The following is a 19,403-nucleotide window of genomic DNA, read 5'->3' on the forward strand; positions in this document are numbered from 1 at the left end:
CATTGCGATGCAATTGAACAACACAAATTAGCGGCGAAATGCATGATTACTTTTCATTTCATTTCGCTGCTCTCATAATCCGCTGATTGGAACCATCTATGTTGACCTGGGACGAAGAAGTCAAGCCCTCATCGCCGTCTAATTTTTTGCGCAAACCGTCCGACGAACTTTCGGTTGCGCAGGTGCCAATGACTCCCGGTTTAAGCACACTCCCTGCAGCGGATGCCCCGACGGCCAGTGCACACGCTGCACCTTCAGCGTCCGGCGCACCCCGCCGCGTACGTGCCGATGACAAGCGCATCATCAACGGCCAAACCGATGTGAACCAGCTGGTTCCCTTCAAATACAAATGGGCGTGGGAAAAGTACCTGGCCACCTGCGCCAACCACTGGATGCCGCAAGAGGTCAATATGTCCCGGGACATCGCCTTGTGGAAAGACCCCAATGGCCTGACTGAAGATGAGCGCCGTATCGTCAAGCGCAATCTGGGTTTCTTTGTGACCGCAGATTCACTGGCAGCCAACAACATTGTGCTGGGCACCTATCGCCACATCACGGCGCCCGAATGCCGCCAGTTTTTACTGCGCCAGGCTTTTGAAGAAGCCATTCACACGCACGCGTACCAGTACATCGTGGAGTCGCTGGGACTGGACGAGAGCGAAATTTTCAACGCCTACAACGAAGTGGCATCGATCCGCGAGAAGGACCAGTTCCTGATTCCGTTCATCGACGCCATCAGCGACCCCAACTTCAAGACTGGCACGCACGAGACCGACCAGACACTTTTGAAGTCACTGATCGTTTTTGCCTGCCTGATGGAAGGCCTGTTCTTCTACGTCGGCTTCACGCAAATTCTGGCACTCGGTCGCCAGAACAAGATGACGGGTGCTGCCGAGCAATACCAGTACATCCTGCGCGATGAGTCCATGCACTGCAATTTCGGCATCGACCTGATCAACCAGCTCAAGCTCGAAAACCCCAACCTGTGGACACCTGAGTTCAAGGCGGAAATCAAGGGTCTGTTCGAGAAAGCAGTGGAGCTCGAATACAAATATGCCGAAGACACCATGCCACGTGGCGTGCTCGGTATGAACGCATCAATGTTCAAAGGCTACTTGCGCTACATCGCCAACCGCCGCGCCCAACAGATCGGCCTGGAAGCTCTTTTCCCCAATGAGGAAAACCCCTTCCCCTGGATGAGCGAAATGATTGACCTGAAGAAAGAGCGCAACTTCTTCGAAACCCGGGTGATTGAATACCAATCGGGTGGCGCTCTTTCCTGGGACTGAAACATCACAATGTATTCTGAAATTTCACGCACTCACACACGCCCCGCAGAGGGTGGTATGGATGCGTGTCACCAAGTTCATGCTGCTGGGATACTGCCCAACACCATGAATCGCTTCTTGCACTCCAACTCGCAAGAAGTGCTCTTTGTAAATTGATCAAGGAGAAAATTATGGCAACTGCAAAAAAACCGGCCGCAAAAAAGGCCGCTCCCGCTAAGAAAGCTGCTCCCGCTAAGAAGCCAGCAGCGAAAAAAGTAGCAGCTAAGAAAGCTGCGCCGGCCAAGAAGGCGGCACCTGCTAAGAAACCAGCAGCGAAAAAAGTAGCGGCCAAAAAGCCGGCTGCGAAAAAAGTAGCTGCTAAGAAACCAGCAGCGAAAAAAGTAGCGGCCAAAAAGCCGGCTGCGAAAAAAGTAGCAGCGAAGAAACCAGCGGCCAAGAAAGCTCCAGCTAAAAAAGCTGCAGCCAAAAAGGCTCCTGCCAAGAAAGCTGCTGCGGCCAAGAAGCCCGCCGCCAAGAAGCCCGCAGCTAAAAAGGCAGCCAAAAAGCCGGCTGCGAAGAAAGCCGCGAAAGCACCCGCTGCCAAAGCAGCCCCTGCTGCCCCTGCTGCTCAGACCACTCTGAACCCGCAGGCAGCCTGGCCGTTTCCTACGTCCAGCAAGCCTTAATCAGTTCACTGATGGGCCTCAAAGCCCGGCACCACTTGTGGTGCCGGGCTTTTTTATTCAGGGGTAAAAAGCCAGGAGCCGGTATCCGGCAATCCGTTCACTGCCCGTGGGAAGCTTCACACTCACCGGCAAGGCAACCGGCAACTCCGTGCCCGCTGCCATAGCACCTTGTTGCGACCCGAAATCACTGGATGGAAACACCCGCCTGACAACCGCTTGGTCCTGCGCATCCGTCAGGGTCAACTCCACTGCAGGTGTGGCGACGCCGATTGGTGCAGCGTTTTTCAACGTAAAACTCAAACGGTATACATCCGTCCGCACTTTGGTGAAAGCAGAACTGTCGATGACCACAGACTCAATCTGGCGCAAAGGTTCCAGCTTGCAATGCAGTGCCGCACACAGTGAAGCAAGTGCAGGTGCGAGCCCTGGTTCTGAGGCTGCGAGACGATCACGCTCCTGCATCACCACCTGTAATGCCAGCCCCCCCGTCAGTACAAGGCAAAACAGCACCATGGCACTTCGTACCCATGGACTGCTGCGGCTGGATGTCTTTTTGTGGGTATGCAAAAAAGAGAGCTTTGCATCCCCTTCCAGGGCTTGGACTGAAACCGTTGATTGTTGATAGCGGGGTTGCGAGGCAACATGTGACGCGGCAGCCAATTCAGCGTCGAAGTGCGAAGGCGCGATGGCCTCAGAATCTTGCGCGACCGGAGCTCCATGGAACTGTGAAAGCTCCTGCGGACTTTTCTCCAAAAATGGATCCGCAAAAGCTGCCTCTTCTTGAGAAGGCCAATCCGCCGGGATCTTGAAGGACTCATCCGGCAGAGGCTCATCGTCGGGCAACTGCAGGTCATAGGTTTGTGCAGACAGCGCTTCTGGTGCCGCCAGGGGCTCACTCGGTGCAACAACGTCACTTGCAGCAATCGCTGGGGGCTCGATAACAGACGGAGGCTGGCCTGACTGCAGCTGGGCATTGGCGTCGAACACCTCATCACATTGACCACAACGCACCCAGCCATCCGAAATACGGAGCTGGTCCGGCACGACCTTGAACATCGTGGTACAGGCAGGGCATCGGGTGATCAGGCTCATCGCGTCACATTGTAGGGCCCGTACCCGTAGACTCAGAGGGCAGCTGTCATCAGAATCCAGCCGTCTTCGCGGTCTGCAACAGACAGCTTGCAGTACGGCGCATAAGCAGCCTTCAACTCATCTTCCTGGCGCTCCAGAATACCGGCAAGCACCAGCTTTCCGCCGGGCTGAACATGGGCGCACAGCAACGGTGCCAATACCTTCAAGGGCGTTGCCAGGATATTGGCCAGCACCAGGTCGTGCGCTCCCACCGCCATTTCAGGCAAACCCGCCTGCAGATGCACGCCATTCGCCTCGGCATTCAGGCGTGTGGACTGCACGGCCGCATCGTCAATATCGACGGCGACAACGTCCTTGGCACCAAACTTGGCAGCGCCAATGGCCAAAATACCGGACCCACAACCGTAGTCCAGCACACGTGTCTGGGCGGGATGGTGCGCGATCCAGCGCAGGCACATGCGGGTCGTGGGATGGGTTCCCGTGCCAAAGGCCAGCCCGGGGTCCAAACGGATCACCTGCTTGGCCTGCTCGGGCGGCTCATGCCAGGTGGGAACAATCCAGAACTCGGGCGTGATCTCGACGGGCGCAAACTGGGACTGCGTCAAACGCACCCAGTCCTGGTCTGCCACCGCGGCGATGCCCAATACCTGGCAACCGTCAAAGAAATCTTGCGCCTGCAGCAGTTGCGCGGCTTCGGTCGCCAGCGTTTCATCAGCAAACAGGGCAATAACCCGGGAGCGCTGCCAGCCTTCCTTGGGAGGCGGCATGCCGGGCTCGCCAAACAGGGCCTGCTCGGCATCGGTCTGGGCGTCGGCGTCTTCCACACTGACGCTCAACGCGTCCAGTGCATCCAGTGCATCGCTGAGGCTTTCGACCCGGTCCTCGGGACACATCAAACGCAATTCAAACATGCCAAGCCCTAGCGTTTGTGCTGTTCCAGCCAGTGCTCGAGGTAGTGGATATTCGTCCCACCATCCATGAACTTGGCGTCCACCATCAACTCGCGGTGCAGCGGGATGTTGGTACTGATTCCCTCCACCACGGTCTCGGCCAACGCGGTACGCATGCGCGCCATGGCCTGCTCACGGGTGTCGCCATGCACAATGATTTTGCCGACCATGGAGTCGTAGTTCGGCGGCACAAAGTAGTTGGTGTACACATGCGAATCCACACGCACGCCCGGCCCGCCCGGGGCATGCCACATGGTCACGCGGCCAGGGGATGGGGTGAATTTATACGGGTCTTCGGCATTCACACGGCACTCGATGGCATGGCCACGGATCTCAATCTGGCGCTGCGTGAAAGGCAATTTCTCACCCGCAGCCACCATGATCTGGGTTTTGACAATGTCAATGCCCGTCACCATCTCGGTCACTGGGTGCTCCACCTGCACACGGGTGTTCATTTCAATGAAATAAAACTCCCCATCTTCATAGAGGAATTCGAAAGTGCCCGCACCGCGGTAACCAATCTTCTTGCAGGCAGCCACACAGCGCTCACCGATGCGTTCGATCAACTTGCGATTGATGCCGGGTGCTGGCGACTCTTCCAACACCTTTTGGTGGCGGCGCTGCATGGAGCAGTCCCGCTCGCCCAGATAAACGGCATTCTTGTGCTTGTCCGCCAGGATCTGAATCTCGATATGGCGTGGGTTCTGGAGAAACTTCTCCATATACACCGCAGGGTTGCCAAATGCCGCACCGGCTTCGGCCTTGGTCATGGCCACCGCATTCACCAGCGCTGCTTCGGTGTGCACCACACGCATGCCCCGACCACCGCCACCGCCCGCCGCCTTGATAATGACGGGGTACCCAATGGACTTGGCAATGCGGCGAATCTGCACCGGGTCGTCAGGCAACTCACCCTCTGAGCCCGGAACACAGGGCACACCAGCCTTGATCATGGATTGCTTGGCCGACACCTTGTCACCCATGATGCGGATGGACTCGGGTGTTGGCCCAATGAACTGGAAGCCACTTTTCTCAACCCGTTCGGCAAAGTCGGCGTTTTCACTCAGGAATCCGTAGCCCGGGTGAATGGCCTCAGCGTCCGTCACTTCAGCCGCCGAGATGATGGCCGGCATGTTCAGGTAACTCTGTGCCGACGGGGCGGGCCCAATACAAACCGCTTCCTCGGCCAGCTTGACATACTTGGCCTCACGGTCGGCCTCGGAATAGACCATCACCGCTTTGATGCCCATTTCACGGCAAGCCCGCTGGATGCGCAGGGCGATCTCGCCGCGGTTGGCAATCAGGATTTTCTTGAACATGGATGTGCGTGCGACTGCTTATTCGATGATGAAAAGAGGTTGACCGTATTCGACCGCCTGCCCGTTATCGCTCAGGATCTTGGTGACGGTTCCGGACTTGTCAGCTTCAATTTCGTTGAGGATTTTCATGGCCTCGATAATGCAGATCGTCTCTCCGGCCTTGATGCTGTCGCCGATCTCCACAAATGGCTTTGCACCAGGAGAGGAGGAACGGTAGAAAGTGCCAACCATGGGTGATTTGACTGCATGACCTGCAGCAGCCTCTTCAACCACTGGCGCGGCGGCGGCGGGTGCCTGAGCAGGAGCCGCTACTGGCTGGGCCACTGGGGCAGGCGCATAGGTTTGAATAACTGCGGTGCCACCCTTCACGATGCGGACTTTGCCTTCCGCTTCGGTGATTTCCAGTTCCGAGACGTTGGAATCGGACACCAGATCGATCAGTGTCTTGAGTTTGCGTAAATCCATGAATACTCCAATATCCGTCTTTGAATAAAACGGCGAATTTACCGCAAAAATCAATAACGTCTTTTAATTTTATTTATTTATCGACAATTTTCAATAAATTGCCAGACCAAACCTTGTTGGACTTCCTCTTCAACAAGAGGAGTCAACCGAGGCAGGCGCTCATTTTACCTGAGCCCAACTATCCAGGTCCGTTTGCAGCAAGCGCCCTATCTTGCGTTGCGCCACAACTCCATCACTGCCAAGGAAAATCGAAAAAGGCAAGCCGCCGCCCAGATTTCCCAGATTACGCGCCAACTCACTCCCCGCCAAAGCGGCAATTCCGATAGGGAAATCCAGCGGCATTCTTTGCAGGAAGGACTGCACCGACGCAGGCTTGTCCACGGCCAATGCAAGAACTTGCATGCCGTTGCGATGATTTTGCCGGTAGAAGGCGTTGATCATCGGCAGCTCATCCACACAAGGAGGGCACCAGGTCGCCCAAAAGTTCAGCAGCAGTGGTTTGCCATGAAATTTCCGCATTTTGACCAAACCGCCTTGTGGCGAGTCCCACTGCAAAGACCAGAAACCGTCCACTGGCTCTGCAACGGATGGAGAAATCGCCGCCGGGTCTTGCGCATGCCACCAGGCCAAGCCCGCCCCGGAAACGGCCGCCAGACTTGCTGCGGCGACCAACAAACCGCGCCGGGAATGGGCAGGGGCAACATCCTGGGCTGCAGAAGGAGTGGGGTCAATTGCTGTCATGGCTGCGCATCATGCAACAAACGGCGCAAGGCTGCCGTATCACCCCGCGGTTTCCGCCCACGGGCGTCCGGTTTAAGGGCACCCCGCAAATCGTCCAGGTCATAAATGAGCAGGTGAAGCCCAATGTGCTCGCCCAATTCCCGACACAGAACATGAACACTCAAGGCATCTACCGGCTCGCCCTGGAAGCCGGTGACCGAACGCGGCTCAAAGCGGACACCCAGATCAATCAGGCCAATTTCCGCGGATTTGGGGTCTTCACAAAACAATTGCAGGTAAATATCGGACTTGCGCGTGGCCGTTCCATGCCAGACCGATCCGCCCACATGGGGTCGAAAACGCTCCAGGCGCTCCATCCAGGACAGCGCCAAGGCCCGCAAGGCACGCAACTCCACAGGCTGGGTATCCGCGCAAAAAATGGCGATGTACTCCTCCACGGCCAGCTCCAGGGTGCTGTTGTCAGGCAGATCCCCGCGCCCGGACAGCCCCATCTGCTTGACCGCACGGCGCTTGGCAGCGCCGTATTCCAGCCCCTCTTCCACCACCATGCGCGCGGCGGTCGCGGCGATTTCTTCTTTCAAGTCGTCCATGGCGCCATTGTGCCGCGCGCCCTGTAACCCTGATAAAGCACCGTGATTGCTGCACTTTTGATAGCTGCTTGCGCATATTGCATGGGGGCTAGAGGCATAAAAGGCTTCAAAAATTGCTTCACCACTGGCACGTAAAATAAGCCCATGCATATTCATATCCTTGGTATTTGTGGCACTTTCATGGGCGGCCTAGCCGCCCTGGCCCGTGAGGCCGGCCACCGCGTCACCGGTTGCGACGCTGGCGTCTACCCCCCCATGAGCGACCAGTTACGCGCCCTTGGTATTGAACTGATCGAAGGCTTTGGTGCCGACCAGATGGCCTTGAAGCCCGATATGTTTGTTATCGGCAATGTCGTGAGCCGTGTGCACCTGGCCGACGGCACGCCCAAGTTTCCGCTGATGGAAGCGATTCTGGATGCCGGCGCGCCCTACACCAGCGGCCCGCAGTGGCTGGCAGAACACGTGCTGCAAGGCCGCCACGTGTTGGCCGTGGCTGGCACCCACGGAAAAACCACCACCACCGCCATGCTGAGCTGGATTCTGGAAAGCGCGGGGCTGCAGCCCGGCTTCCTGGTCGGCGGCGTGCCGATGAACTTTGGTGTCTCGGCGCGACTTGGAACCCCCAGGCTCCCCACTGCGCGTGGTTCGCTGCCCCCCGAGGGGGCTGTTCCGCCTTGGGGCGGCCCGGCGACGGAACGGGCTGGCGTCTTTGTGATTGAAGCCGACGAGTACGACACAGCCTTCTTCGACAAACGCAGCAAGTTTGTGCACTACCGCCCGCGCACGGCCGTGCTGAACAACCTGGAGTTCGACCACGCAGACATCTTTGACGACCTGGCTGCCATCGAGCGCCAGTTCCACCACCTGGTGCGCACGGTGCCCAGTACTGGGCGCGTGGTGGTCAACGGCGTGGAAGAAAGCCTGACGCGTGTGTTGCACCAGGGCTGCTGGAGCGAAGTGCGAAGCTTTGGCGCCACGGTGAGTGACTTCACGGTTGTGGGTGAACCGCATGACTTTGCGGTGCACTACCAGGGTAAACCGGTGGCCCACGTGCAGTGGAGCTTGGGCGGCGTGCACAACCAGCTCAACGCACTGGCCGCCATTGCAGCCGCCGAACACGTGGGCGTGAGCCCCGCAGTGGCTGCACAAGCGCTGGGCACTTTCGAGAACGTGAAACGCCGCATGGAAGTGCGGGGTCAGGTCACCCTGCGCAGTGGCGGCGCACCCGTCACCGTGTACGACGACTTTGCCCACCACCCCACGGCCATCCACACCACCGTCAACGGCCTGCGCCGCAAGGTGGGTACGGCACGCATCCTTGCGGTGTTTGAGCCCCGCTCCAACACCATGAAGCTGGGCGCCATGAAAGCCCAATTGCCCTGGAGCCTGGAAGAAACCGACCTGGCGTTTTGCCACAGCGGTGGCCTCGGCTGGGACGCGGTGGAAGCTTTGGCGCCCATGGGAAACAAGGCGGTAGTGGCAGACTCCATCGCAGCTTTGGTTGACCAGGTGATCGCGCAGGTACAGCCTGGGGACCATCTTTTGTGCATGAGCAACGGCGGCTTCGGCGGTATCCACGCACAACTCCTGCAGCGCCTGCAAGGTCTTTGATTCGCACTGGGCTGCTGCGTCGCAACAAAAAGGCGGCCAGCAGCCCGCTAAGATGCGCCGAGAAGACCTCCGCTTTTTCTGCACGCACCCATGCCCCACAACACGCCACCCAAGAGCAGTACGACCAAGGTCAAAACCTCTCAGTTCACTCCACATGGCGTGGTGGACCTCTGGATGGAAGGCCGCCTGATGCACTACCAGGCCACGGGGCCGTTCAATACGGAACTGGTGGATTGCTTGGCCATTGCCCAGCGTGACTACCTGCTCGCCACCCAGCCTACAGGCGCCTGGGCCAGCGTATGTACCGTGATTGGCAACGCCATGAGCAGCCCGGAAGGCATAGCCCGCTACGCAGAAATCATGTCCGCGCCCAAACCTGCGAACATGATTCCGGTAGCGACGGCATTTGTGATTGCCCCTGGCGTGGAAGGCGGGCGCATCATGGCGCCGCTGTTTACCAAAGTCTTCGCGGACATTGGCCGCCCGTTCAAGATTTTCGAAACCATGGCCGATGCCCAGCGCTGGGCACAGACCATGCTCGACGAGGCCGGCGCGAAGTAATTCACGCAGCCCCGTACCCAGCGCCCCTACTTGCGGGCGCGGCGCGCCAGGACGGCCGCCGACAGCACATCCAGTGACTCCAGAGAATCGTCCCAGCCCAAGCAGGCGTCCGTGATGCTCTTGCCATATTCCAGGCCCGCCGCATCGTCTTTGCCGGGCGTGAACTTCTGTGCTCCGGCCTGCAAGTGGCTTTCCACCATCACGCCAAACACGCTGCGTGAGCCACCGCTGATCTGTGCCGCGATATCGCGCGCCACGTCCAACTGCTTTTCATGCTGCTTGCTGCTGTTGGCGTGGCTGCAATCCACCATCAGGGTCTGCGGCAACTTGGCCTTGGCCAGATCAGCGCAGGCGGCAGCCACATTGGCAGCGTCGTAGTTTGGCGTCTTGCCGCCACGCAAGATCACGTGGCAGTCCGGGTTGCCATTGGTTTGCACAATCGCCACCTGGCCATTCTTGTGCACTGACAGAAAGTGGTGCCCACCGGCCGCCGCCTGGATCGCATCGGTGGCGATCTTGATATTGCCATCGGTGCCGTTCTTGAAACCAATCGGTGCGGAAAGGCCCGAAGCCAACTCGCGGTGCACCTGGCTCTCTGTCGTACGCGCACCAATGGCGCCCCAGGCGATCAGGTCGCCCAGGTACTGCGGCGAAATGACGTCCAGGAATTCGCTGCCCGCGGGCAGACCCAGGCGGTTGATTTCGATCAGCAACTGGCGCGCAATGCGCAGGCCTTCGTCGATGCGAAAGCTCTCGTCCAGGTAGGGGTCGTTGATCAGCCCCTTCCAGCCCACGGTGGTGCGGGGTTTCTCGAAATACACACGCATCACGATTTCCAGCGTGTCCTTGTACTTCTCGCGCTGGGCTTTCAGGCGGCGCGCGTAGTCCAGCGCGGCAGCGGGATCGTGGATGGAACAGGGGCCAATGATGACCAGCAGGCGGTCGTCCTTGCCGGCCATGATGTTGTGGATGCGGTGGCGGGTATCAGTGATCAGCGCTTCCACGCTGGTGCCCAGGATCGGGAAAAAGCGGATCAGATGTTCTGGAGGAGGCAGCACAGTGATGTCCTTGATGCGTTCGTCGTCGGTCTTGCCGGTACGGTCGGCGCTCGGGTGGGCGTGTTGTCCGTACCAGGATTCGGCGGACGCTGCAGTTTTCGCTGTCATGTGTTGGCTCCTAGGTCAAAAATCTGCCGGAAATTCCGGTGAAAGGTTCAAAAGGCAAAAAAAAACCGCCGGGGGCGCCGGCGGTTTGGGGAGGATTCAGGACGTTTGTGTCAGGTACGTTCAGAACTCTCTACCGCCGAAGGCGCAGGAGAACCAAAAATAGCTAAAGTAAAAACGGCCGAAATTCATGGGCCCCAATGTAGCACAGTCAAAAAACGACGCCACGCCCGGCGCAGGCGCCACACAAACGGCGACCTGCTCGCCGCCGCATCCTGCGCACGTTGGGCCGACTGTTCGTACACATCCAGCAGCAAGGCGCCGGCACCCAAGACACGCCAGGCCGCCAGCTCAAACTCGCTCAGTACAGGTAAACGCTGGTGGGACTCGGCAGCCTCGCGTGCCCACAGGGCCACCCGCGTGCGGAAATGGGCCAGCGTTTTGGCATGGGCGTTGAATTCGTAGAAACGGTGCCAATCGCCGCCCAGCGCCTGCACAAGGGCACCGTGCTGGCGCGCGACTTCCATCAAACCCAGCAAATGCTGTGCAACGGCGTTAGCGTCGGGATCGGGCTGGCGCAGCAAGCCCACCAGTGTCTCGATGGGAGCGGCCATGCCTTGCAGGCTTTCGCCGAGTTGCAGCGACTCTTCGTCGGCCACTGCAGCACGCAAGAACTGGCTGTACTGGTCAAACGTCTGCAATGCGCGCGAAGACGTGGCTGTAGACCCCGGGAGGTGTGAAGCTTCAGCAGGGTCCGTTGCCATGACCACCGCTCCGGGTGTCTGTGCTCTAGGCTGTGCCGCCTACGGTCAGGCCATCAATGCGCAGGGTGGGTTGGCCCACGCCCACAGGCACGCTCTGGCCTTCCTTGCCGCAGGTGCCTACGCCGCTGTCGAGCTTCATGTCGTTGCCGATCATGGAAACGCGCTTCAGGCATTCCGGGCCACTCCCCACAATGGTGGCGCCTTTGACGGGGTACAAAATCTTGCCGTTTTCCACCCAGTAGGCTTCAGAGGCCGAGAAGACGAACTTGCCGCTGGTGATGTCAACCTGGCCACCACCAAAGTTGGTCGCGTACAGCCCCTTCTTGATGCTCTTGACGATTTCTTCGGGTTCTTTGTCGCCACCCAGCATGTAGGTGTTGGTCATGCGCGGCATGGGCACGTGGGCGTAACTTTCGCGACGGCCATTACCAGTGGGCGCCACGCCCATCAGGCGTGCGTTCATGCTGTCCTGGATGTAGCCCTTGAGGATGCCGTCTTCGATCAGCACATTGCGCTGGCTGGCGTTGCCTTCGTCGTCCACATTGAGCGAACCGCGGCGGTCGGCAATCGTGCCGTCGTCCAGCACGGTGACGCCCTTGGCGGCCACGCGTTGGCCAATGCGGCCGCTAAAAGCGCTGCTGCCCTTGCGGTTGAAGTCACCTTCCAGCCCGTGGCCAATAGCTTCGTGCAGCAGGATGCCAGGCCAGCCCGAACCCAGCACCACAGTCATCTCGCCAGCCGGTGCAGGGCGTGCGTCCAGGTTGGTGAGTGCCGCATGCACGGCTTCGTTCACATACTTTTCAATCTGCGCGTCGTCAAAGTAGGCCAGGCCAAAACGCCCACCGCCGCCCGCGGAACCCACCTCGCGGCGGCCCTTTTGTTCGGCAATCACGGTCACGCTCAGGCGCACCAGCGGGCGCACATCGGCGGCCAAGGTGCCATCGGCACGCGCCACCATCACCACGTCGTATTCACTGGCCAGGCCAGCCATCACCTGGATGACGCGCGGGTCCTTGGCACGCGCCAGTTTTTCCACCTTGCCCAGCAGCGCCACCTTGGTGGTGCTATCGAGTGTGGAGATCGGGTCCACACCGGGGTAGAGCTTGCGGCTGTTGGCAATCTTGGTGCTCGGGGTCTTGGTCCGTTTGGACTGGGCCGCGCTGGAGATGGTGCGCACGGTGCGTGCCGCGTCCAGCAAAGAGGCTTCGGAAATGTCGTCGGAGTAGGCAAAGGCGGTTTTCTCGCCGCTGACCGCACGCACACCCACGCCTTGGTCGATGCTGAAGGAACCGGTTTTCACTATGCCCTCTTCCAGGCTCCAACCCTCGGAACGGGTGTACTGGAAGTAGAGGTCCGCGTCGTCCACCTGGTGTGCCTTGATTTCGTTCAGCGCCTTGATGAGATGGCTCTCATCCAGCCCAAACGGGGTCAGCAGCAGGGACTTGGCGGTGGCCAAGCGTTCGATGGTGGGTTCGCGGGTGATCATTCGGCCATTTTAGGCCGCTGCAAGAACTCCAGCAGGGCGCCGTCATCCAGCCCTTCCAGCCCTGCGGCTACTGCCGCGGCAAACACCGCACTGGCTGGGGCGCCCAAGGGGCCAGTGAAGCCCGCATGCGCTGCGGCCTCTTGCGCCAGCCGTGTGTCCTTGGCCAGCAACGTCATGTGGGCGCGCGGCGCCAGATCGCCCGCAATGGCGCGGCGCATGCGGTCGCTGCCAATCCAGCTCTGGCCGCTGGACTGCTCCACCACGTCCAGCGTACGGTTCAAATCCAGCCCCATGCGACTGTCCAACGCCATGACCTCGGCCGCGCCCACGAGGTTGATGCCGGCCAGCAGGTTGTTGACCAGCTTGGTGCGCGCGCCGTCGCCCACGCGCTGGCTAATGCGAAACACCTTGTCAGAGAGCGCATCGAGCAGCGGCTGCACGCGCGCCACGGCGGCGTCCTCGCCCGCCACCATGAGGCTCATGCTGCCGTCCCGCGCGCGCGCCGGGCCGCCGGACATGGGCGCATCGATGGTGTGGATGCCGCGCTCGGCCAACTGGGCGGCAATAGATTCGACGTCTTGCGGGGCGATAGTGGGGCACAGCAGCACCACATGGCCAGCGGGCAGGTGCGGCGCCAAGCCATGGGGGCCGAACAGCACATCACGGGTCTGCGCAGCGTCCACCACACAGACGATGATTGCTATGGATTCAGTAGCTGCCTGCGCAATATCGACGGGGGCTAGAGCACCAAAAGGCACTAAATTGCGCACCTTGACAGTATCCACATCGTGCACCCACGGTGCCCAGCCCAGGCTGCACAGACGCTGCGCCATGGCCCCGCCCATATTGCCAACGCCAACTATTCCAACTTTCACGACTGAACCAGGCGTTTGGAGTTCGAGATCGACATCAGAATGCCTAAAGCGAGCCCCAGCGTCACCATGGCGGTGCCGCCGTAGCTGATAAACGGCAACGGCACACCCACCACGGGCAGGATGCCGCTGACCATGCCCATGTTCACAAAGGCGTAGGTGAAGAAGATCATGGTCACGGCCCCGGCCAGCAGGCGTGAGAACAGCGTGGGGGCCTCCAGGGCAATGGTCAGCCCGCGCAAGACCAGGAAGATAAAGGCGCCAATCAGGAACAGGTTGCCCAGCAGGCCAAACTCTTCGGAATAGGCGGCAAAGATAAAGTCGGTGGTGCGCTCGGGGATGAACTCCAGATGCGTTTGTGTGCCCTGCATGAAACCCATGCCAAACACGCCGCCCGAACCGATGGCGATCATGCCCTGGATGATGTGAAACCCCTTGCCCAACGGGTCACGCGACGGGTCCAGCAGGGTGCAGATGCGCTGCTGCTGGTAATCATGCAGCACGACCCAGCGCATGCCGTCGGCACACAGCTTGGGCTCCAGCACCACCAGCAGAGCGACGCCCACCAGCCCGATGACCACGGGCGGAATCACCAGTTTCCAACTCATGCCCGCAAAGAAAATGACCGCGATCCCCGCGGCCAGCACCAGCAAAGAGGTGCCCAGATCGGGCTGTTTCATGATCAGCCCCACGGGTACGGCCAGCAGCACCCCGGCCACCACAAAGTCCAGCGGGCGCAACTGCCCTTCCCGCTTCTGGAACCACCAGGCCAGCATCAGCGGCATGGCGATTTTGAGAATTTCGCTGGGTTGCAGGGTGATGCCAATGTTGATCCAGCGCTGGGCGCCTTTTTTGGTGATGCCAAACAAGGCAACGGCAATCAACAGGGTCACACCGACCACATACAGCGGCACGGCCAGTGCCATCAGCCGCTGCGGCGGCACCTGGGCCACCACAAACATGATGGTGGCGGCAATCAGCATGTTGCGGCCATGGTCCTCAAAGCGGGTGCCGTGGTCATAACCCGAGGAATACATGGTGAGCAGCCCGGCGCAGGCCAGCATGAAGACCGCAAACGCCAGCGGACCGTCAAAACCCGCAAACCAGGGCGCGACCCGGTTGCGCAGCGAAACTTTTCCAAATTGAGATGCCATGGAGGGGGATTATCCTGCCAACTATCATGCGGCCATGACTGCCAGCCCCATGAAAACGCCGATTACCCACCTGCTTTACCTGCACGGCTTTCGCTCCTCGCCCCAATCGGCCAAGGCGCGCCAGATGGCGGCCCATATGGCCACCCACCACCCCGACGTGCAATGGTGGTGCCCGCAGTTGCCGCCCTCGCCACGCGCCGCCATGGACTTGCTGTTGCAAGGCATCGCCGGTTGGCCCCAGGCCAGCATGGCCGTGGTGGGCTCGTCGCTGGGCGGCTTTTATGCCACCCATGTGGCCGAGCGCACCGCTTGCCGTGCCGTACTGATCAACCCGGCCGTAGACCCGGCGCGGGACCTGGCCAAGTACATCGGGGAACAAACCAGTTGGCATGACCCGGCAGAGCGCTTCTACTTTCTGCCGGAGTACGTGGGTGAATTGCACACACTGGCGTGCGGCACCCTGACCCAGCCCGCGCGTTATCTGCCCATCATCGCCAAGGGGGACGAGGTGCTGGACTGGCGCGAAATGCACGCCCGTTATGCGGCATCCCAGCCCCTGCTGCTCGAAGGCGGGGACCACGCGCTGAGCGACTTTGAGGTGCACTTGCCGCGCATTCTGGCCTTTCTGGGTCTGGTCTGAACCCGATCCGGCAGACAGTGCCCCATTTGCAGGGACAATCGACCCCCTATGTTTGTACTGTTTGAAGAAGCCGGAAAGTTCATGGCCGGTCGTGTGCTGTCGGAGGCGGAAGCCTCTGCACAGGTGGAGCTGGATTCCGGCAAGCGCGTCAAGGTCAAGAGCGCCAATATCCTCATCAAATTCGAGAAGCCCGCCCCGGCGGAGCTGATCGCGGCCGCCCAGGCCCAGGCCCAGGCCATTGAGCTGGAGATGGCCTATGAGTTTTCGCCGGACGAAGAATTTGGTTTTGCCGACCTGGCCCGCGACTATTTTTCGGCCCAAGCCACGCTGACCGAGCAGGCCGGCATGTTGTTCAAGCTGTTCGACACGCCGCACTACTTCCGCCGCGCGGGCAAGGGCCGTTTCAAAAAGGCCCCCGCCGACATCATTGCGCAGGCGTTGGCCGCGATTGAGAAGAAACGCGTGATTGCCGAGCAGATCACCCAGTGGGCGGCCGAACTGGGCGCAGGCACCTGCCCAGACGCCATCAAGGAACAGCTCTACAAGATACTGTTCAAGCCCGACAAAAACGCGCCCGAATACAAGGCCGTGGTCGAGGCCAGCCGCGCCACCCACACCGCACCGCTGGAACTGCTGCAAAAGGCCGGCGCCATTGCCTCGCCCTACCTGTTCCACTGGAAGCGCTTTTTGCTGGAGAACTTCCCCAAAGGCACAGGCTTCCCCGCCATCACCGCGCCGGCCATTGCGGACGAGTTGCCACTGGCACCGGTGCAGGCCTATTCGATTGACGATTCACAGACCACCGAGATTGACGACGCGCTGAGCCTGCAGGGCCTGGGCAGCGGCACGGTCACCATCGGTATCCACATTGCGGCACCCGGCCTGGCCGTCCAGCCCGGCAGCCCCATCGACGTGCTGGGCCGCGCGCGCCTGTCCACGGTCTACATGCCGGGCTACAAGGTGACCATGCTGCCCGACGACGTGGTGCAAACCTACACGCTGCAGGAAGGACGTGACTGCCCGGCCCTGTCGCTGTACGTGACGCTGGACGAAGCGACGCTGGAGATCAAGGGCAGCGAGACCAAGCTGGAGCGCGTGCCGATTGCGCACAACCTGCGCCACGACCAGTTGGACGCCGTGGTCACCGAGCCCTGGCTGCTGGACCCCGCGTTTGAGCATCAAATGACGCCTCAGCCCTTACCTACATTGCGTGAGCAGCTATCATTTTTATACCGCCTGGCGCGTGACCTGAAAGCCAAACGCGAGGTCGTGCGCGGCAAACCCGAGACCTTTAACCGGCCGGACTACAACTTCCGCCTGGTGCGTGAGGCCGGTGCACAAGGCACCGAACCGCAAGGCCATGAAGAAGTGCAGATCAGCATCCGCCAACGCGGCGCGCCGCTGGACCTGATCGTGGCCGAGGCCATGATCCTGGCCAACAGCACCTGGGGCAATCTGATGGCCGAGATGGGCGTACCCGCCATCTACCGCAGTCAGGCCAGCCTGGCACCCGGCGTCAAGGTGCGCATGGGCACCAAGGCGCTGCCGCACGCGGGCATTGGCGTTAAAAGCTACGCTTGGGCGACTTCGCCGCTGCGCCGCTACACCGACCTGGTGAACCAGTGGCAAATCATGGCCTGCGCCCGCCACGGCAAGACCGCCGCACTGGTGGCACCGTTCAAGCCCAAGGATGCCGAACTGTTCGCCATCATCTCGGCCTTTGACACGGCCTACAGCGCCTACAACGGCTACCAGGGTGCGATGGAGCGCTTCTGGACCATGCGTTACGTGCAGCAACACGGCATCACCGAGCTGGTGGCCACGGTGTTCAAGGAGAACATGGTGCGTGCCGACGATATTCCGCTGGTGCTGCCCGTCATGGGCGCGCAAGGCCTGCCACGCAACGCCAAGGTGCGTATCAAGCTGGGCGAGATGGACCTGATCACGCTGGACGTGAATGGTACGGTGATCGAGCGTCTGGACGCACCGGCCCAGACCGAAGCAGCGACGGAAGAAGAGGCGGACGATGAAGACGATGTGGCCGGCCCGATTGCGATTGCCGTGGATGTGAGCGAAAGCCCCGAAGCGACCAGCGATAATTAGGGCCTGCTCACACTATTTTTACAAGATGCGTTGCGGATCAAAAAGGCCATGCGCAAGGCGCGAAACGCAGTCGGGGTATACCCCCGGCAAGGCTTCGCAACGCCGCGCATGGCTTTTTAGGCCGCAACCCGAAGGGAACGGGGTGAAAACGGCGCCACTCGTTGTTGCACTCCTAGCCCAGACGGCCAGTCTGGGCGTCGTCGCGCGCCTAGATTGGCGCCGTTTTCACCTCGTTCGCACTTGTAAAAATAGTGTGAACAGGCCCTTCCTGTGAACCTGCGGTCCTTCAGCACTCTCCAGTTGGCCCTTGGTGCATCCATTGCGGTGCACGCGGTGCTGATCACCGTGCGTTTTGTCGACCCGGAGTCGTTCAACCGCGTGTTTGAGGACACGCCACTCGAAGTGATCTTGGTCAACGCCAAGAGCAACGAAAAACCCGAGAAGGCCAAGGCCATCGCCCAGGCCTCGCTGGCTGGTGGTGGTGACGCCGAAAAGGGCCGTGCCACCAGCCCGCTGCCCCCCTCCCTATTGACTGAAACCGGCGACACGCAGGAGCAGGAAACCGCCCGCAAACTGCAAAACCTGCAGGAGCAGCAAAACCTGCTGCTGGCCCAGGTGAAAAACCAGTTGGCCGCCCTGCCCCCACCCGACCCGAGCAAAAACGCCAACAAGGTCGAACAGTCCGAGCAGGAAGAAAAGCGCCGCCAGTTGGTCAAGGTCTTGGCCGAGATTGAGCGGCGCATCAACATGGAAAACGCGCGGCCCAAGAAACGCTACATCAGCCCCGCTGCGCGTGAAGAGGTGTACGCCGTTTATTACGACGCGCTGCGCCAGGCCATTGAAGACCGCGGCACGGAAAACTTCCCCACGTCGAGCGGCAAGAAACTGTATGGCGAGCTGACGATGATCGTCACCGTGAACCACGACGGCCGCGTGCTGGAAACCGAGGTGGTGGAAAGCTCTGGCAACCCCACGCTGGACCGCCGGGCCGCCGCCATTGCCCGCACAGCAGGCCCCTTTGGCAAATTCAACAAAGCCATGCGCCGCCAGGCGGACCAGATTCTGGTCGTCTCGCGTTTCAAGTTCACCCGGGATGAAACCCTGGAAGCCAAGGTGTCCAGCGGACCATGAGCGTCGCACGGCCGCCCGAAGACGCTAGCGCCGCAGCCGATAGGGCGGAGGCTTTTCTGTGAAGTCTTTTGCGCGTTGGTTGGGCTTGTGTGTGCTGGCCTTCTTGGCACTGCAACTGTTTTTTGTCGGCCGCATCGCCAGCATGGCGGTGCTGGCGCCCCAATCCACCGCGTTCCAGCGGGCCGAGGCCTGGCGCATCGTCAACGAAAAAGGGCGCCTGCCCTGGAGCCAGGAGTGGGTGAACTACAGCCAGATATCGGACCATCTCAAACGCGCCGTGATTGCTTCGGAAGACGACGGTTTTTCCAACCACGATGGCGTGGACTGGGACGCGCTGGAAAAAGCCTGGGCCAAAAACGCCAAGGCCGAGGAACGCGCCGAGAAACGCAAGCCCCCCGCCAACGCACCTGCTGCAGCCACCGTGCGCCCACCCAAAGTGGTGGGCGGCTCCACCATCACCCAGCAACTGGCCAAGAACCTGTTCCTCTCTGGTGAGCGCACACTCCTGCGCAAAGGCCAAGAATTTGTGCTGACGCTCTTGCTGGAAACTTTTCTGAACAAGCAACGCATCCTGGAGATTTACCTCAATAGCGTGGAATGGGGTGACGGTGTGTTTGGCGCCGAGGCCGCAGCACAGCACTATTTCCGCAAACCCGCCAGCAAGCTCAGCGCCTACGAGGCAGCCCGGCTGGCCGTGATGTTGCCGCGGCCCAAGTTCTTTGAAAAGGTGCCGAACTCGGCCTATCTGTCGGGGCGTTCCGGAGTGATTGTGGGACGCATGCCAGACGCACAGTTGCCTTGAATCAA

At 60.4% G+C, this 19,403-nt stretch carries 19 protein-coding genes; 8 read left to right on the forward strand and 11 right to left on the reverse strand.

Annotated features, from left to right (window positions below):
* The first annotated feature begins 98 nt into the window (after positions 1-98).
* Positions 99-1,289: a ribonucleotide-diphosphate reductase subunit beta gene (locus RS694_RS17045; RefSeq protein WP_029709422.1), complete on the forward strand. Its 1,191-nt coding sequence runs from the start codon at positions 99-101 to the stop codon at positions 1,287-1,289.
* Between the two features lie 170 nt (positions 1,290-1,459).
* Complete coding sequence (locus RS694_RS17050) at positions 1,460-1,954, forward strand: histone H1-like DNA-binding protein (RefSeq protein WP_037248337.1); 495 nt, start codon at positions 1,460-1,462, stop codon at positions 1,952-1,954.
* Positions 1,955-2,011: 57 nt separating this feature from the next.
* On the opposite strand, the gene RS694_RS20900 is transcribed toward RS694_RS17050, so the two are convergent.
* From RS694_RS20900 to RS694_RS17085, 6 genes are all read right to left on the reverse strand, one after another.
* The gene (locus RS694_RS20900) at positions 2,012-3,046 is read right to left on the reverse strand and encodes a zinc-ribbon and DUF3426 domain-containing protein (protein ID WP_081708715.1); all 1,035 of its coding nucleotides are present in this window, start codon (positions 3,044-3,046) and stop codon (positions 2,012-2,014) included.
* 32 nt (positions 3,047-3,078) lie between these two features.
* Positions 3,079-3,957 carry a 50S ribosomal protein L11 methyltransferase gene (gene prmA / locus RS694_RS17065; RefSeq protein WP_029709425.1) on the reverse strand — a complete coding sequence of 293 codons (879 nt, stop codon included), beginning with the start codon at positions 3,955-3,957 and terminating at the stop codon, positions 3,079-3,081.
* An 8-nt stretch (positions 3,958-3,965) separates the two neighbouring features.
* Positions 3,966-5,315, reverse strand: coding sequence for an acetyl-CoA carboxylase biotin carboxylase subunit (accC, locus tag RS694_RS17070; RefSeq protein ID WP_029709426.1), 1,350 nt, complete (start codon positions 5,313-5,315; stop codon positions 3,966-3,968).
* 18 nt (positions 5,316-5,333) lie between these two features.
* Entirely contained in the window at positions 5,334-5,780 is a 447-nt protein-coding gene (accB, locus tag RS694_RS17075) for an acetyl-CoA carboxylase biotin carboxyl carrier protein (protein ID WP_029709427.1), read from the reverse strand.
* A gap of 159 nt (positions 5,781-5,939) precedes the next feature.
* Complete coding sequence (locus RS694_RS17080) at positions 5,940-6,455, reverse strand: TlpA disulfide reductase family protein (RefSeq protein WP_241464194.1); 516 nt, start codon at positions 6,453-6,455, stop codon at positions 5,940-5,942.
* A gap of 62 nt (positions 6,456-6,517) precedes the next feature.
* On the reverse strand, positions 6,518-7,111 hold the full coding sequence (locus tag RS694_RS17085) for a hypothetical protein (protein WP_029709429.1): 594 nt from the start codon (positions 7,109-7,111) through the stop codon (positions 6,518-6,520).
* A gap of 144 nt (positions 7,112-7,255) precedes the next feature.
* Between RS694_RS17085 and mpl the strand changes: the two genes are divergently transcribed.
* Both mpl and RS694_RS17095 read left to right on the forward strand, forming a co-directional pair.
* Positions 7,256-8,722, forward strand: a complete 1,467-nt coding sequence (gene mpl / locus RS694_RS17090; RefSeq protein ID WP_029709430.1) for a UDP-N-acetylmuramate:L-alanyl-gamma-D-glutamyl-meso-diaminopimelate ligase — start codon at positions 7,256-7,258, stop codon at positions 8,720-8,722.
* Positions 8,723-8,812: 90 nt separating this feature from the next.
* Entirely contained in the window at positions 8,813-9,283 is a 471-nt protein-coding gene (locus tag RS694_RS17095; RefSeq protein WP_029709431.1) for a hypothetical protein, read from the forward strand.
* 26 nt (positions 9,284-9,309) lie between these two features.
* Here the strand turns inward: RS694_RS17095 and RS694_RS17100 are convergent, their stop codons facing one another.
* The 5 genes from RS694_RS17100 to rodA all read right to left on the reverse strand — a co-directional run bounded on the left by RS694_RS17100 (position 9,310) and on the right by rodA (position 14,722).
* Positions 9,310-10,449, reverse strand: coding sequence for a 3-deoxy-7-phosphoheptulonate synthase (locus tag RS694_RS17100; protein ID WP_029709432.1), 1,140 nt, complete (start codon positions 10,447-10,449; stop codon positions 9,310-9,312).
* Between the two features lie 185 nt (positions 10,450-10,634).
* Positions 10,635-11,210: a hypothetical protein gene (locus RS694_RS17105; RefSeq protein WP_152528894.1), complete on the reverse strand. Its 576-nt coding sequence runs from the start codon at positions 11,208-11,210 to the stop codon at positions 10,635-10,637.
* 25 nt (positions 11,211-11,235) lie between these two features.
* Complete coding sequence (tldD, locus tag RS694_RS17110) at positions 11,236-12,696, reverse strand: metalloprotease TldD (protein WP_029709434.1); 1,461 nt, start codon at positions 12,694-12,696, stop codon at positions 11,236-11,238.
* On the reverse strand, positions 12,693-13,571 hold the full coding sequence (locus tag RS694_RS17115; RefSeq protein WP_029709435.1) for an NAD(P)-dependent oxidoreductase: 879 nt from the start codon (positions 13,569-13,571) through the stop codon (positions 12,693-12,695). Before RS694_RS17115 ends, tldD begins: the two co-directional genes overlap by 4 nt.
* The gene (gene rodA / locus RS694_RS17120) at positions 13,568-14,722 is read right to left on the reverse strand and encodes a rod shape-determining protein RodA (protein WP_029709436.1); all 1,155 of its coding nucleotides are present in this window, start codon (positions 14,720-14,722) and stop codon (positions 13,568-13,570) included. Before rodA ends, RS694_RS17115 begins: the two co-directional genes overlap by 4 nt.
* Before the next feature lie 49 nt (positions 14,723-14,771).
* Between rodA and RS694_RS17125 the strand changes: the two genes are divergently transcribed.
* From RS694_RS17125 to RS694_RS17140, 4 genes are all read left to right on the forward strand, one after another.
* Entirely contained in the window at positions 14,772-15,362 is a 591-nt protein-coding gene (locus tag RS694_RS17125) for a YqiA/YcfP family alpha/beta fold hydrolase (protein WP_029709437.1), read from the forward strand.
* Positions 15,363-15,410: 48 nt separating this feature from the next.
* Positions 15,411-17,465, forward strand: coding sequence for a ribonuclease catalytic domain-containing protein (locus RS694_RS17130; protein ID WP_076069856.1), 2,055 nt, complete (start codon positions 15,411-15,413; stop codon positions 17,463-17,465).
* Positions 17,466-17,741: 276 nt separating this feature from the next.
* The gene (locus RS694_RS17135) at positions 17,742-18,596 is read left to right on the forward strand and encodes an energy transducer TonB (protein ID WP_037248341.1); all 855 of its coding nucleotides are present in this window, start codon (positions 17,742-17,744) and stop codon (positions 18,594-18,596) included.
* Positions 18,597-18,654: 58 nt separating this feature from the next.
* Positions 18,655-19,398, forward strand: a complete 744-nt coding sequence (locus RS694_RS17140; RefSeq protein ID WP_029709440.1) for a transglycosylase domain-containing protein — start codon at positions 18,655-18,657, stop codon at positions 19,396-19,398.
* Positions 19,399-19,403: the final 5 nt, after the last annotated feature.

The sequence above is a fragment of the Rhodoferax saidenbachensis genome (genome assembly GCF_001955715.1).
Classification (GTDB): domain Bacteria; phylum Pseudomonadota; class Gammaproteobacteria; order Burkholderiales; family Burkholderiaceae_C; genus Allorhodoferax; species Allorhodoferax saidenbachensis.

What these genes read in the sequence shown, in the direction of transcription:
- tldD (WP_029709434.1), bottom strand. Translation starts at nt 12,696, where the DNA reads ATGATCACCCGCGAACCCACCATCGAACGCTTGGCCACCGCCAAGTCC.
- prmA (WP_029709425.1), bottom strand. Translation starts at nt 3,957, where the DNA reads ATGTTTGAATTGCGTTTGATGTGTCCCGAGGACCGGGTCGAAAGCCTC.
- accC (WP_029709426.1), bottom strand. Translation starts at nt 5,315, where the DNA reads ATGTTCAAGAAAATCCTGATTGCCAACCGCGGCGAGATCGCCCTGCGC.
- RS694_RS17105 (WP_152528894.1), bottom strand. Translation starts at nt 11,210, where the DNA reads ATGGCAACGGACCCTGCTGAAGCTTCACACCTCCCGGGGTCTACAGCC.
- RS694_RS17125 (WP_029709437.1), top strand. Translation starts at nt 14,772, where the DNA reads ATGAAAACGCCGATTACCCACCTGCTTTACCTGCACGGCTTTCGCTCC.
- mpl (WP_029709430.1), top strand. Translation starts at nt 7,256, where the DNA reads ATGCATATTCATATCCTTGGTATTTGTGGCACTTTCATGGGCGGCCTA.
- RS694_RS20900 (WP_081708715.1), bottom strand. Translation starts at nt 3,046, where the DNA reads ATGAGCCTGATCACCCGATGCCCTGCCTGTACCACGATGTTCAAGGTC.
- rodA (WP_029709436.1), bottom strand. Translation starts at nt 14,722, where the DNA reads ATGGCATCTCAATTTGGAAAAGTTTCGCTGCGCAACCGGGTCGCGCCC.
- RS694_RS17095 (WP_029709431.1), top strand. Translation starts at nt 8,813, where the DNA reads ATGCCCCACAACACGCCACCCAAGAGCAGTACGACCAAGGTCAAAACC.
- RS694_RS17045 (WP_029709422.1), top strand. Translation starts at nt 99, where the DNA reads ATGTTGACCTGGGACGAAGAAGTCAAGCCCTCATCGCCGTCTAATTTT.
- RS694_RS17085 (WP_029709429.1), bottom strand. Translation starts at nt 7,111, where the DNA reads ATGGACGACTTGAAAGAAGAAATCGCCGCGACCGCCGCGCGCATGGTG.
- accB (WP_029709427.1), bottom strand. Translation starts at nt 5,780, where the DNA reads ATGGATTTACGCAAACTCAAGACACTGATCGATCTGGTGTCCGATTCC.
- RS694_RS17050 (WP_037248337.1), top strand. Translation starts at nt 1,460, where the DNA reads ATGGCAACTGCAAAAAAACCGGCCGCAAAAAAGGCCGCTCCCGCTAAG.
- RS694_RS17130 (WP_076069856.1), top strand. Translation starts at nt 15,411, where the DNA reads ATGTTTGTACTGTTTGAAGAAGCCGGAAAGTTCATGGCCGGTCGTGTG.
- RS694_RS17100 (WP_029709432.1), bottom strand. Translation starts at nt 10,449, where the DNA reads ATGACAGCGAAAACTGCAGCGTCCGCCGAATCCTGGTACGGACAACAC.